This is a genomic window from Microbacterium marinum, from assembly GCF_014204835.1.
Taxonomy (GTDB): domain Bacteria; phylum Actinomycetota; class Actinomycetes; order Actinomycetales; family Microbacteriaceae; genus Microbacterium; species Microbacterium marinum.
In genome coordinates this window covers 1,430,261-1,443,845 of record NZ_JACHMD010000001.1, presented here as the reverse complement: position 1 = coordinate 1,443,845, position 13,585 = coordinate 1,430,261, and the positions used below count along the sequence as shown (strand labels likewise).

At 70.3% G+C, this 13,585-nt stretch carries 14 protein-coding genes; 4 read left to right on the top strand and 10 right to left on the bottom strand.

Translation table 11 applies throughout. From position 1 onward, the window contains the following. Positions 1-16: 16 nt before the first annotated feature. Complete coding sequence (locus BKA24_RS07000; protein WP_184216455.1) at positions 17-1,354, bottom strand: M20/M25/M40 family metallo-hydrolase; 1,338 nt, start codon at positions 1,352-1,354, stop codon at positions 17-19. 37 nt (positions 1,355-1,391) lie between these two features. Between BKA24_RS07000 and BKA24_RS06995 the strand changes: the two genes are divergently transcribed. Next, a complete protein-coding gene (locus BKA24_RS06995; protein ID WP_184216453.1) occupies positions 1,392-2,369 on the top strand; it encodes a Gfo/Idh/MocA family protein in 978 nt (325 codons plus the stop codon). A 98-nt stretch (positions 2,370-2,467) separates the two neighbouring features. Beyond that, positions 2,468-3,337: an NYN domain-containing protein gene (locus BKA24_RS06990; protein WP_184216451.1), complete on the top strand. Its 870-nt coding sequence runs from the start codon at positions 2,468-2,470 to the stop codon at positions 3,335-3,337. A gap of 7 nt (positions 3,338-3,344) precedes the next feature. Here the strand turns inward: BKA24_RS06990 and BKA24_RS06985 are convergent, their stop codons facing one another. Next, entirely contained in the window at positions 3,345-3,734 is a 390-nt protein-coding gene (locus BKA24_RS06985; RefSeq protein ID WP_184216449.1) for a DoxX family protein, read from the bottom strand. Between the two features lie 49 nt (positions 3,735-3,783). Here BKA24_RS06985 and BKA24_RS06980 point away from each other — a divergent pair, with 49 nt between their 5' ends. Next, complete coding sequence (locus tag BKA24_RS06980) at positions 3,784-4,914, top strand: methyltransferase (protein WP_184216446.1); 1,131 nt, start codon at positions 3,784-3,786, stop codon at positions 4,912-4,914. Between the two features lie 7 nt (positions 4,915-4,921). Here the strand turns inward: BKA24_RS06980 and BKA24_RS06975 are convergent, their stop codons facing one another. From BKA24_RS06975 to BKA24_RS06945, 7 genes are all read right to left on the bottom strand, one after another. Further along, entirely contained in the window at positions 4,922-5,380 is a 459-nt protein-coding gene (locus BKA24_RS06975) for a DUF3817 domain-containing protein (RefSeq protein ID WP_184216444.1), read from the bottom strand. Between the two features lie 29 nt (positions 5,381-5,409). Then, positions 5,410-5,811: a DoxX family protein gene (locus BKA24_RS06970; protein WP_184216442.1), complete on the bottom strand. Its 402-nt coding sequence runs from the start codon at positions 5,809-5,811 to the stop codon at positions 5,410-5,412. Continuing rightward, a complete protein-coding gene (locus tag BKA24_RS06965) occupies positions 5,808-6,233 on the bottom strand; it encodes a MarR family winged helix-turn-helix transcriptional regulator (RefSeq protein WP_343065994.1) in 426 nt (141 codons plus the stop codon). Before BKA24_RS06965 ends, BKA24_RS06970 begins: the two co-directional genes overlap by 4 nt. A gap of 70 nt (positions 6,234-6,303) precedes the next feature. Beyond that, positions 6,304-7,128 (bottom strand): energy-coupling factor transporter transmembrane component T family protein, encoded by an 825-nt coding sequence (locus BKA24_RS06960; protein WP_184216440.1) that lies wholly within the window; start codon positions 7,126-7,128, stop codon positions 6,304-6,306. After that, positions 7,128-8,828: an ATP-binding cassette domain-containing protein gene (locus BKA24_RS06955; RefSeq protein WP_184216438.1), complete on the bottom strand. Its 1,701-nt coding sequence runs from the start codon at positions 8,826-8,828 to the stop codon at positions 7,128-7,130. The genes BKA24_RS06960 and BKA24_RS06955 overlap by 1 nt, the downstream gene beginning before the upstream one ends. Then, positions 8,825-9,721 (bottom strand): DUF8171 family membrane protein, encoded by an 897-nt coding sequence (locus BKA24_RS06950; protein WP_184216436.1) that lies wholly within the window; start codon positions 9,719-9,721, stop codon positions 8,825-8,827. The genes BKA24_RS06955 and BKA24_RS06950 overlap by 4 nt, the downstream gene beginning before the upstream one ends. A 38-nt stretch (positions 9,722-9,759) precedes the next feature. Further along, a complete protein-coding gene (locus tag BKA24_RS06945) occupies positions 9,760-11,361 on the bottom strand; it encodes an HAD-IIIA family hydrolase (protein ID WP_184216434.1) in 1,602 nt (533 codons plus the stop codon). 136 nt (positions 11,362-11,497) lie between these two features. On the opposite strand from BKA24_RS06945, the gene BKA24_RS06940 reads away from it, so the two are divergent. Next, the gene (locus BKA24_RS06940; protein ID WP_184216432.1) at positions 11,498-12,469 is read left to right on the top strand and encodes a substrate-binding domain-containing protein; all 972 of its coding nucleotides are present in this window, start codon (positions 11,498-11,500) and stop codon (positions 12,467-12,469) included. Between the two features lie 114 nt (positions 12,470-12,583). Here the strand turns inward: BKA24_RS06940 and nrdF are convergent, their stop codons facing one another. Further along, positions 12,584-13,561, bottom strand: coding sequence for a class 1b ribonucleoside-diphosphate reductase subunit beta (gene nrdF, locus BKA24_RS06935; RefSeq protein WP_184216430.1), 978 nt, complete (start codon positions 13,559-13,561; stop codon positions 12,584-12,586). Positions 13,562-13,585 lie beyond the last annotated feature (24 nt).

Here is a 13,585-nt window from a genome sequence, read left to right as displayed (position 1 = left end):
GGGTGCCCGCCACGGCTCAGCCTGTGATGAGCGCCCGGTAGAACGCGATCCCCCGCAGCCACTCCTGCACCCGGATGCGCTCGTTGTGCGAGTGCAGTGCCTCGCGCTCCGAGCGCGAGAGGTGGAACGGCGTGAAGCGGTAGACGTTGTCGCTGATGGCGCAGAACCACCGGCTGTCGCTCGCGCCGAGCTGGATGTAGGGCGTGGCGATGACGTCGGCGCCGAGGGTCGCACGGCCCGCGGCGACGAGGCGGCCCCAGGCCGGTCCATCCCACGCCGACAGGGGCGAGGCCTCGGATGCCCACGCGACGTCGACGTCGACGTCGCGGTCTGCGACGATCCTGCGGATACGACGGTGCGCGGATGCCACCGTGTCACCCGGCAGCAGCCGGACGTTGACCGTCGCCCGAGCGGAGGTGGCGAGGACGTTCGCGCCGGTGGCGCCGGCCATCTCGGTCACGACGGTGGTCGTGCGCACGAGTGCGTTCAGCTCGGGTCCGAGCTTCGGGAACACTTTCACGAGCGCGGGCCCCGTATAGCGGATGCTCCGGAACACAGCCTGCAGCGGGCCTCGGGTGTACGGCGCGACGGTCTCGAACATCGCGCGCACCGGCGCCACGAGCCGGGTCGGGAAGGGGCGACGGTGCAAGCGCAGGACGGCGCGTGCGAGCCGAGCGGTCGCGGGGTCGGCGGGCGGCGTCGACGCGTGCCCGCCCTGTTCGCGGGCGGTGAGGTGCACCGTCATGACGCCGCGTTCGGCGACACCGATCATCGCGGTCTTCACGGTCACGCCGGGCACCACGCCGTCGACGACCGCGCCGCCCTCGTCGAGGACGAGTGACGGACGGATGCCACGCTCCTCGAGCACCGCGACGATCGCCTGCGCACCGCCACCCGCGGTCTCCTCGTTATGCCCGAACGAGAGGTACACGTCATGCGCGGGCGTCGCGCCGTCGGCGACGAGCGCCTCCACCGCTTCGAGGATCGCGACGAGGGCGCCCTTGTCGTCGACGGCGCCGCGCGCGTGGATCGTCTGCTCCTCGCCCTCGCCGACGAGGTCGGCGGCGAACGGCTCGTGGTCCCACTCCGACGGGACGACGGGGACGACGTCCATGTGCGCCATGAGGACGAGCGGGTCCGCGGCATCCGCTCCGCGCCAGCGGTACAGAAGCGAGTGCCCGCCGATGACCTCGCGCTCCAGCACGCGGTGCACCTCCGGGTAGAGGCGCTCGAGGGCGGCGTGGAACGCGTCGAAGCTGCTCCAGTCGATCAGCGATTCGTCCGCGTACGACACGGTCGGGATGCGCAGGAGTTCACGCAGCCGCGCGAGCGCGGCGGAGGCTTCGGGGTCCACGAGCCGAGCCTACGTGGCCGCCGCTAGGCTCGGGAGCATGAGCGCGCTTCGATGGGGAATCCTTGCCACGGGAGGGATCGCGCAGGCGTTCACCTCCGACCTCCTGACCGCCGGACGGACCGTCACCGCGGTCGGCTCCCGCCGCCTCGAGGCGGCCGAGGAGTTCGCCCGCGCGCACGGCATCCCGCACGCGCACGGCTCGTACGAGGCGCTCGTGAGCGACCCCGAGGTCGACATCATCTACATCGCGACGCCGCACAGTGCGCACGCCGACAACGCGATCCTGGCGCTCGAGCACGGCAAGCACGTCCTCATCGAGAAGCCGCTGACGCTCGACGAGGGCCAAGCGATCGCGATCCGCGACGCCGCCGCCGGGCGAGGACTCCTCGCCATGGAGGCGATGTGGACCCGTTACCTGCCGCACATGGTGCGCATCCGCGAGCTGGTCGCGTCGGGCGCGATCGGTGAGCCGCGTGTGCTCATCGCCGACCACACGCAGCGCATCTCGAGCGACCCGACCCACCGACTCAACGCGCTGGAGCTCGGTGGTGGGGCGCTGCTCGATCTCGGCATCTACCCGGTGTCGTTCGCGTGGGACATCCTGGGCGCGCCCGTCGAGGTCCGCGCCGTCGGCCGGCTCGGCGAGACCGGCGCCGACACGGAGGCCGCGATCTCGTTGACGCACGCGTCGGGTGCGGTCTCGTCGCTCGTGACGTCCTCGCGCGCGGCCGGCCCCAATACCGCCGAGATCGTCGGCACCGAAGGCCGCATCTCGATCGACCGCGTCTGGTACACGCCGACGTCGTTCCGTGTCCACGCCCCGGACGGCACCGTCCGCGAGGCGTACACATCGCAGGTCGACGGTCGCGGTATGCAATTCCAGGCGCTCTACGCCGAAGAACTCATCGCCGCCGGTCGAACCGACGGCGACCTGCTCGGCATCGACGAGTCCGTCGCGATCATGGGCACGCTCGACGAGATCCGTCGACAGCTCGGGGTGGTCTACCCCCGCTGAGTGCCCGGGTCAGGGAGGGCAGGCCCGGAGTCTATGAGGAAGCTGAACTCCAGAACCAGCCCGGGCGAGTCGGCGGCGTCCGCTGACAGACTGGGTGGATGCCGGATCCTCAGACCCCCCGCGTCGCCGTATACCTCGACTTCGACAACATCGTCATGAGCTGGTACGACCGGGTGCACGGCCGCAACAGCTACTCCCGTGATCGTCAGCGCATCGCCGCCGATCCTGACGAGAAGGAGATCGCCGACCGCCTCGCCGCCGCGACGATCGACGTCGGCGCGATCATGGACTACGCGGCATCCTTCGGCACGCTCGTCCTCACCCGCGCCTACGCCGACTGGTCGTCGCCGGTGAACGCGCTCTACCGCGAGCAGCTCGTCGCCCGCGCCGTCGACCTCGTCCAGCTGTTCCCCGCCGCGGCGTACGCCAAGAACGGCGCCGACATCCGCCTCGCCGTCGACACCGTCGAGGACCTGTTCCGTCTCGAAGACCTGACACACGTCGTCATCGTCGCCGGCGACAGCGACTACGTGCCGTTGGCCCAGCGGTGCAAGCGCCTCGGTCGCTATGTGGTGGCGGTCGGGGTTGCGGGGTCCACCGCGAAGTCCCTGGCCGCGGCGTGCGACCAGTTCGACGCCTACGATTCCCTGCCCGGCGTCGCCCTCCCCGAGCCGGAGCCGGCCCCCGAGGCCCCCACCACGAGCGGCCGTCGCCGCCGAAAGGCCGCCGACCCGACCGCGCAGCTCTTGTCACGGGCGCTCCGGCTGGAGCATGAGCGGACCGACGAGGAGTGGGTGCACCTGTCGGCTGTCAAAAACCTCCTCAAGCGGATGGACCCTTCCTTCAGCGAGAAGGCCCTCGGTCACCGGTCGTTCTCCGACTTCGTCAAGGCGTACCCGAAGGTCGCCGAGCTCGATGAGACGACCAACATCGTCCGCGTCCGAGCGGTCGAAACCGCCGCAAGCTGACGCGCCGTCAGCGGCGCGAGGGCGACGTGGACCACAGCGCCCAGGCGACGAGCACCGGCTGGAACAGCAGCCGGCCCCAGCGTGCGCGGCCACTGTCGAGGCCGAAGCCCTCCCGCTCCCCCAGCGCCTGCGCGATGTTGCCCGGGAAGATCGCCACGAAGAACGCGGCGAGGAGCGCACCCACGCGGCGGCGCTCCCGCGGCAGCGCGACCAGTGCGGCGCCGAACATCATCTCGACCGCTCCGGATGCCACGACGACACCGTCCTTGTCGATGGGCAGCACCTCGGTGACGAGGTCGGGCACCTGCGCCTGGAACTCCTTGCGCGCCCAGAACAAGTGACTGAGCCCGGCGAACACCATGGCGCCCGCAAGCACCCAACGCGCGAAAGTCTTCATGCTCCGAGTATGACCGCGCCGGGGCGACGACGGGCCGTACGCTGGAAAGGTGAGCACCCTCGAGCCGTTCCCCTTCGAGCGGCTCTCCCGCCGACCCGACGCCGAAGGCATCGGGCTCGTCGCCTCCGACGCCGCCGACCGGCTGATCCTCGACGAGTCCGCCTCCACCCGCGCGGCGGCGGGGCCGGGGACGATCGTCGTCGCCGGCGACGCCTATGGGGCTCTCGCGCTCGCCGCCGCATACGAGGGCGCCACGGGCATCCGGGTGCACCAGGACGGCGTCGTCGGCGAGCAAGCCCTCGCCCGCAATGCGGCGGAGCTCGGTCTCTCCGACGCCGTGGAGTCCGTGGCGTGGGATGCCGCCGCACTCCGCGGCGCGGAGGTCGTCCTCGTGCGGCTGCCGCGTTCGCTGGAGGCTCTCCGCGAGATCGTGGGGATGATCGCCGCACATGCCTCCCCCGAGGTCACCGTCTTCGCCGGTGGTCGCATCAAGCACATGACCCTCGCCATGAACGACGTGATCGCGGAGTCGTTCACCCGCCTCGACATCAGCCATGCGCGGCAGAAGTCCCGCGTCCTCATTGCTCGGAAGCCGCGGCCGGGATGGTCCCCCGCACCCGCTGCCGCGCGCGAGGGCGACCTCGAGATTCGGGCGTTCGGCGGCGCGTTCGCCGGAGCGCGGGTCGACATCGGCACGCGCCTGCTGCTCGCGCATCTGCCCGACGCCCCTCTGGGAGGCACGGCAGACGACCCGTGGATCGACTACGCGTGCGGGACGGGGATCGTGGCCGCCCACCTCGCGATGCGGCATCCGGAGGCCTGGGTATACGCGTCCGACCAGTCCGCCGTCGCGGTGGCGTCGGCTCGCGCGACGGCTGCCGCCAACGGCGTCGACGCCCGGATCGCGGTCGAGCGGGCCGACGCCCTCTCGGGACGCCCGGACAGCAGCGCGTCGTTCATCGCGCTGAACCCGCCGTTCCACAGCGGCGCGGCGGTGTCGGACCAGGTCGCGCCCCGCCTGTTCGCCGATGCAGCACGGGTGCTGCGCCGCGGTGGCGAGCTCTGGTGCGTGTGGAACTCCGCGCTGCAGTACCGCGGCGTCCTGGAGCGGCTCGTTGGGCCGACCCGTCAGGTGGTGCGGGACCGCAAGTTCACCGTGACGGTCTCGACGCGCCGCTGAGGCCGACTCACCGTCCCGGAGGGCCGACGATGAGCAGCACGACGTACAGGGCCACGACCGCGACCACGAGGAGTGCGACCAGGAGCACCGCGTGCCGCAGGAACCAGCGCAGGAGCCGGTCGATGCTGCGGCGGTCGCGCGGATCGTCCGTCTCCTCGAGACGCCACGCACCGGCGAGCCGGCCGCTGCGTCGCAGCCAGATCTCGGCCGGGACGGTGGCGTAGGGGACGATCGCCGAGCCGACGGCCACAACCGCCGGGCCGATTCCCCAACGGTTGTTGAGGGCGACGAGGATCGCCGTCGCCCCGTAGGACAGGAAGACGAACCCGTGGATGCCGCCGCCGATCGTCACGGCGAGGGACGGACCGCCCAGGGCGCGGATGAGGAGGCCGGCGAGGAGCAACGTCCAGGAGCAGGCTTCGGCGATGGCGAGGACGCGGAACAGGGTGGCGGGAGTGCGGAACACCCCTTCAGGTTAGCTGAAGGGGTGCGGTGTCAACGACGGGTGGACCAGACCGCCCACGCCACGAGGACCGGCTGCAGGAACAGTCGGACGAACCGGCGACGATCGGTGTCGAGCCCCGGCGCATCGCGACCGGTGCGCCACTGGTGGACGTTGCCGGGGAAGACGGCCACGAAGAACGCCGCCACCGCGAGGCCCACCCGCCGCCGATCGCCGGGGAGCATCAGCAGGGCCGCAGCGAGGAGTACCTCGACGACGCCCGACACCACAACGATCGTGTCCTTGTCCGTCCGGAGCACCTTCGTCGCCCAGTCCGGCACCGTGATCCGGAAACCGCGGCGCAGGGTGGTGAGGTGGGCGACACCCGCTGTCCCGAGGAGCGCCGCGAGCGTCCATCGAGCGCCGGTGCGGAGGATTTTCGCGGCATCCGTCATTCGACGACGCCTGCCCGGATGCCGCCGAGCGAATCCGCCACCCGCGGCAACGCCCGCACGAGCGAGGCGTCGAGCTGGGCGAGGCGGTCCTGCGCGTCACGGAGCACCTGGTCGCCCTTCGGGGTGACGCTGAGGTCGCTCGCCGCGCCCGCCTGCGCGGTGGCATCCGCGACGAGACCGTCGTCGACCAGCGCGTGCACGGCCGCGTGCGCCGACTGCACGGTGATGTGCGAGCGTCGGGCGAGCTCGGAGAACGAGATGCCCGGCTCGGCACCGATGTGACCGAGCAGGGCGAACTTGCGGGTGGAGATGCCGAGGGTGCGCAGTTCGGCCGCCAGTTGCGCCTCCCACGATGCGGACACGGCCAGCAGCGCGATGACGGGACTGAAGCGCGGTGCGTCGCTGGACGGGGTATCTGCCACGGCACGAGTCTAGGAGTCCGTGCGCCGCAAGGTGGGGAACGACGTCACAGGTTCCCCGCGGAGGCCGGGCTCAGCGGTAGAGCGGGTACATCTCCCCCACGCTGAACGCCGCCACGATCCCGACCGCCGTCACGATGGGGACGATGACATCGCGCGGGGTGATGCGCAGCCGGGCGAGGCGGAGGCGCCGGGAGGACCCCGCATCCGTCGAACGGGTGAAGCCGCGCGTCTCGAGCGCTTCGACGGTCGTGCGCACCGACCGGGCGGTGTTGAGGAAGATCGGATAGAACGACAGCACCGCCATCTGCACGAATTGGATGCCGCTACGCCACCCCAGCAGTCCCGGTCGTTCCGGCGGCGCGACGCGCAGGCGGTAGCTCTCGAAGACGTCACTGAACTGCTCCACGAGGATCGGCAGCATCCGGTAGCCGTAGCTGACGCCGAACGCGAGCATCTGCGGGGCACGGAACGCCAGCAGTGCGTCGGACAGCTTCTCGGGATCGAGCGACACGAACGCCGCCATGCTCGCGAGCGCGACGACGCCGAGTTTGAGGTTCAGTACGGCGAGGGCGATGAGGGTGTCGAGGTTGCCGCCGAAGAGCCACGCCGCGATGAACAGGTAGAGGATCTCGAACCCGGCACCGATCACGAACAGGCCGAGGATCAGGGGGCCGACGCGGGCGAGGGCGACGGAGATCACCCCGAGCACGAACAGTCCGGCGAGCACGGTCACGTTGTGGGTGAACCAAGGCACGAGCGCGAGGCCGATGTACCAGACGACCACCGCGCGGGGGTCCATGGCGGCGAACAGTCCGCCGCGGGTCGCGTACGCCGTGCGGATGAGTTCCAGTTTGATCCACTGGACCGACAGGACGTCGTGGTGCGCGCGAGCCATCAAGCGACCGCCGTCCGGACCGGGACGGACACGGCGGCGACGAACTCGTCGACCGACAGCGGGACGGGGTCGACCCGCAACAGGGTGCCCAGTCGGGTGATGTGCGGCGGGCGGAGTGTCTGCGCCAGCTCGGGGTGGGCGAACAGCTCACGCGGAGTCAGGTCGGCACGCACCCGGCCACCTTCCAGGACGATCACACGGTTCGCCCACTCGGCGACGAGCTGCATGTCGTGCGTCGCGACGATGGCGCAGGAGATCGTGTCGGCGAGCTCCGCGAGCATCGCGGTGACGTCGTCGCGGCTGCGCACGTCGAGGCTCGCGGTCGGTTCGTCGAGGAGCAGCAGACGGGGGCGCATCGCGAGGCCGATCGCGAGCGCCGCGCGGCGCTGCTGTCCGCCGGAGAGCATCCGCCCGTCACGGTCGGCGAGCTCCTCCAGCCGCACGCGCGCGAGCACCTGCTCGACGATGCGGTCGGCGTCGGGAGCTCTCCGTGTGCGCGGGGTCAGCGCGACGTCTTCGCGCACGCTGCTGCGCAGGAACATCGTCTCCGGGTGCTGCGGGAGGTACGCGACCGTCTCCGCCATGCGACGGGCGGAGACGGCGCGGGTGTTCCGCCCCTCGACCGTCACTTCTCCCGTCCGTGCGACGGTTATGCCGGCGAGCAGCTTCATGAGCGTGGACTTGCCGGCCCCGTTGCCGCCGACGAGCGCAACCCGATCGCCCTCGTACACGGTCAGATCGAGATCCTCGAGGACGGGGGTGATCCCGCCTCCCACCGAGCGGTAGCCGTGCGAGACGCCCTCGATGTGGGCGACGACGCGCTCGGCGGCCCGGTCCGAGGCCACGACAACCGCAGCCCCGTCGACGTGCACGTCATGCGCTCGGAGCACGTCGGCCGCCTCCTCCGGTGTGCGCGGAGCGGAACGGATGCCGAGGCGGTGCAGCGCCGAGACCGGTTGCGGCGCAGGGATGCCGTGCTCCTCGAGCTCTGCCGAGCGCAGCAGCGCCTCCTCGACCGGGAGGTGCCAGACGGGAGTGCCGTGCGCCATGAGGAGCACGGTTTTGGCGTACCGGGCGATGAACTCGGCGTGATGCTCGATCGTGATCACGGTCGTGCCGTGCTCGCGGTTGAGGAAAGTGAGTCGCTCGTAGATCTCCTCGGCGCGCGCGGGATCCAGCTCGGCCACCGGCTCGTCGACGATGATGACGGCCGGGGCGAGGGCGACCGCTCCGGCGAGCGCGGTCAGGTGCGCCTGGCCGCCGGAGAGCTGCCAGATGAACCGGCCCCCGAGGTCGCCGATCCCCAGCGCGCCCAGAGCCGCCTGCGCCCGTTCGGCATGGTCGTCCCAGCCGAAGTTCAGCGGACCGAAAGCGACTTCGTCCGAGACGGTGGGACGCACGAGCTGATTCTGGAAGTCCTGGTACACGTACCCGACCGTGGTGGAGAGGTCGGCGACGCTCGAGGTGTAGGTGTCGACACCGTCGACGTGCACCGAGCCCGCGAACTCGCCTGCCCAGTAGTGCGGGATCAGTCCGTTGAACGTCTTGCAGAGCGTGGTCTTGGCGGCCCCGTTGCCCCCGACCACCGCGACGAAGTCGCCGCGGTGGATCGAGATCGAGACGTTGCGGAGCGTGTCCTCGGTGGCGCCCGGGTAGCGGAACGAGAGGTTCTCGACCCGGATGATGGGGTCGTCGGTCACGGACGGGTCCGGCGACGGTGTGCAGCGAAGAGCGCGATGGCGATGGTGGTCAGCACGACGATCGTGCCCACGCTCACCCAGAGGAAGCCGTCGCCGTACTGGTCGCGGAGCTCGGTGTCGACCGTTCCGATCGCGATGTCCCACGCTTCGAGGAAGGCGAAGAAGAAGGAGGCGATCGACAGCAGGATCGCGGCGATCACGAACCAGCCGGCCTTGGGGGCTGCTCCCGGGATCGGCTCCCCCTTGACGCGCGGTCGGATGCCGAGGAGCGGCTCGATCTTGCCGTGCAGCGCCGGGATCAGCCACATGGCGGGGATGGCTCCGAAGAGGATGCCGCTCACCAGCAGGTCGACACCGAGACCGATTCCCTCGATCGCGAGAATCGACTCGGGCAGACCCTCGACGAGCTCGGCCTCCTCCAGACCGACCCAGACCTTCGTGAGGTCGACGAGGGCGGACAGCACCTTGTCGATGACGACGATCATGATGGCGCCGATCCAGATTTGACCGCGACTGCGCGGGTCACGGATGAGCGTGCCGGCGATGTACAGAGCGAGGAACATCTGGATGAAGCCCTCCACCTCCGCCAGGCCCGAGAAATCGCCCATGAGCAGGTCGGTGAAGATGATCTCACCGAGCGGCGCGCCCAGCGCTGCCCAGAACGGGCTGAACAGGGCCACCATCGTCAGCGGGACGAAGACGAAGTACGACACCGAGATGTCAACGGGGCCGAGCGTCACATCGGGGATGATCTCCAGGATGATGTTCGACAGCCCGAACAGGGACATCGACAGCACGAAGATCATGAGCTTCTGCGGAGTGGTCAGTTCTCCGCCGGGTGCGCCGATGCCGCGGAGCGTTCCGGCGCGTTCGTAGGTGCGGGTGTCGGTCATGGCGTCCTCTGTCTTCGGGGTCGGGTGAGGCGGTCGGGTCAGATGCGGGCGGGGGCGGCGAGCAGGTCGATGAGGTCGCCGGGTTCGGAGACGACGTCGGTGACGTCGCCGGAGCGGACCGCCGCGTCGATGGCGTCGTCGTCCGTCGTGCCGCCGCGGACGATGACGCGGCGGGCGATGCCCATCGATTGCGCCGCAAGGGCGTCGTTCTGTGGCTTGTCGCCGAGGAACCAGGTGCGGGCGGGATCTGCGGCGGTGATCCGCAGGGCCTCCTCGACGATGCGTGGGTCGGGCTTGCGGTAGCCGTTCTCGTCGGAGCAGACGTAGGCCCCGATGAGCGGATCGATTCCCTGCGCGGTGCACTCGGCACGCACTGCCCGACCGCTGACCGTGTTGGAGACCACGACGACCCGGACGCCTTCGGCGCGGCAGTGCTCGAGCAGCTCCGCCATGCCGGTGCGGAGCGTGCGGCGGCTCTTCGCGCGGCCGTACCGGAACATCAGGTCCTCGGCTTCGGCGGTCAGCACGGCGCGCGCGCGCACGCTGAGGTCGGCGCCGACCAGGTCGCGCCAGAACTCGCGGGCGCCGACTTCGCGGTTCGCGCCGCCGCCGGCGAGGTTCTGCCGTTGCGCGCGCTTGCGTTCGGCGTGCCGGGCCCGCCCCTCCGCGATGAGCAGGTGTGCGCGGGCGAGGTCGACAGGCTCATCGGGCCCGTCCAGCAGCCGGGCGAGGTGCGACGCGAACGCGTCCAGCAGCGCGGCATCCGGAGCCGTTGTGGAGATGACGCCGCCGTGGTCGATCATCAGGACGGGCGCCCCGGTGGGCTCGGGTTCGGTGGTCGCCGCGGGTGCTGCCGAAGCGGGCGCCGCCGCCGACCGCAGCAGCTCTGCCAGCCCCTCGGGCGTGGGGAACACGGCGTCCGCCGTCTCCGCGATCGCGAAGGGCGGATTGTCGGTGTGGCCGCTTGTCGTGAGGATCATGCCGCCGACCCCGGCGCGACGCCCGGCGACGACGTCGCGGTCCTGCGTGTCGCCGACGTACCAGCACTGCGCGGGCGTCACCCCGAGCGCGGTCGCTGCCAGCTCGATCATGCCGGGATGGGGTTTGCGCATTCCCACCTCGTCGCTGTACACCTGCACGCCGAAGGCGGTGTCGAGCCCGTGCTCGGCGAGGATCGCGCGGTGGCTACGTCCGGCATGGGCGTTGCTGACGATCCCCAAGCGGATGCCGCGGGCCGTCGCCTCGGCGATGACGTCGCGGATGCCGGGGCGGAGCGCGTGATCGGAGAGCGTCGTGTTCATCTCCTCGAGCACCTCCCCCGCCTCCGCGACCAGGAGCGCGCGCACCGGGCCCGGCAGGTCGGCGGCGACGAAGTCCGCGACGATCTCGCGGTGGGTCATCTCCCGCGGCGTCCGGCGGCGGCTCGAGGCGTGCTTCCAATGCCGGAGCGCCGTCAGCGCCGCGTCGAGCGAGGCTCGGACGCGCGCATGTTCGATCTCCCACCCGCCACGGGCGGCGCGCTGGACGATCCGGGCGGCGAAATCGTCACGCCCGGTCGGGCGCTTCGCCGTCTGGAAGATGACACCGCCGAAGTCGAGCAGGAGCGCGTGAGGGGCGACGGTGAGAGCGGAGTCGGGCACGGCGGGTCCTGTCTGTCGAGCGATGTGGTTCGACGCTAGGGACGGCGGGTGACGCGCCAGTCGACCGCCGGTGAACGCTTGTGGAACGCTCCAGCTGGAAGGCGCTGGAGCGTTCCAGCGCTGCTAGGACGGAGGTGTGACCGATTCGTTGCGCCGCCGCCCGACTCTCTACGACGTCGCCGAAGCCGCCGGCGTGTCGAAGTCGCTCGTCTCTCTCGCGATCCGCGGGCAGGCAGGGGTCGGGGATGCCACGCGGGAACACATCCTGGCCGTCGCCGGGGAACTCGGGTACCGCTCGAACCCGTGGGCGCGGTCGCTGGTGCGCGGGCGGAGCGGATCGGTGGGGGTGCTCGTCGGCGACCTGCGCGGGTACGCGGTCGACGTCGTGCACGGCATCGAGGCCAGCGCCGACCGCCACGGCGTGGGAGTCGTGCTCGTCGACGGCCGCGGCGACCGCGACCTGCTCGCGAGGGGTGTGGAGCGTCTCGGCGGCTTCGGCGTCGACGGGATCATCGCGGTGACGGGTCAGATCCCCGCGGCGGCGGTGCGTGCCTCAGCCGCGCCGGTCGTCATCGTCGGCCGGCCCGATGAGGTGCCGGACTCGGCGTCGCAGGTGAGCAACGACGACCGCCTGGGTGCCCGGATGGCGGTGCATCATCTGCTGGGGTTCGGTCACCGGCGGATCGCGCACGTCGCCGGGTCGGGACGCGTCGCCGCGCGCCAGCGGGCGAGCTCGTACGAACAGACGATGACCGAGATGGGGCTCACGCCGCTCATTCTCGGATCGGTGGCGGAACTCGTCGGGTCCGATGCGACGGCGGTGTTCTCCGCGACCGACCGGATCGCGGCGGAGGCGATGGGCGCGATCATCGACTCCGGCAGGCGGGTGCCCGAGCACCTCAGCGTCGTGGGCTACGACGACACCCAGCTCGCGACGTGGCTGCGGCCGGCGTTGACGACGGTCGAGCAGCCGCGACACCTCCTCGGCGAGCGCGCGTACGCCGCACTCGCGGCGCTGCAGGCCGGTGAGCCGCCGCGCCGGGAGGTGCTGCCGCCGAGCCTCATCGTGCGTGGCTCGACCGCTCCCGTTCCGGAGAATGCGCGCTGACGCGGCCGGGGCGAACCGCGCCTGCGTCCACCGACCACTTTTCGGTTGTGGGGCACGTCAACCTGTCGCCAGCCCGCTCCTCACGCCCAGACACGACGCGAACCTACAAGGACCTCAGAAGTCCCAGTCGTCGTCCTCGGTCGCCACGGCCTTGCCGATGACGTAGGAGGAGCCCGATCCCGAGAAGAAGTCGTGGTTCTCGTCGGCGTTCGGCGACAGCGCGGACAGGATCGCCGGGTTCACGTTCGTGACCGTCGACGGGAACATGGCCTCGTAGCCGAGGTTCATGAGCGCCTTGTTCGCGTTGTAGTGCAGGAACTTCTTGACGTCCTCGGTCAGCCCGATGCCGTCGTAGAGGTCCTGCGTGTACTGGATCTCGTTGTCGTAAAGCTCGTACAGCAGCGAGAAGGTGTAGTCCTTCAGCTCGTCGCGCTCGGCCTGGCCGAGGGTCTCGAGCCCGCGCTGGAACTTGTAGCCGATGTAGTAGCCGTGCACGGCCTCGTCACGGATGATGAGGCGGATGATGTCGGCCGTGTTCGTCAGCTTCGCCTTCGACGACCAGTACAGCGGCAGGTAGAACCCCGAGTAGAAGAGGAACGACTCGAGCAGGGTGGATGCCACCTTGCGCTTGAGCGGCTCGTCGCCACGGTAGTAGTCCATGACGATCCGAGCCTTCTTCTGAAGGTTCTCGTTCTCGACCGACCAGCGGAACGCGTCGTCGATCTCAGGCGTCGAGGCGAGCGTCGAGAAGATCGACGAGTAGCTCTTCGCGTGCACCGACTCCATGAACGCGATGTTCGTGTAGACGGCCTCCTCGTGCGGGGTGACCGCATCGGGGATGAGCGAGACGGCGCCGACGGTGCCCTGGATCGTGTCCAGGAGCGTCAGGCCGGTGAACACGCGCATCGTCGTCTGCTGCTCCTCGGGGGTGAGCGTCGCCCACGACTGGATGTCGTTGGACAGCGGCACCTTCTCGGGCAGCCAGAAGTTGTTGACGAGACGGTTCCAGACCTCGAGGTCCTTGTCGTCCTGGATGCGGTTCCAGTTGATCGCCTGGACCGAGCCCAGCAGCTTCAACGGTTCGGGGGTCATGTCTTTTCCTTGTTCGATCGCAGC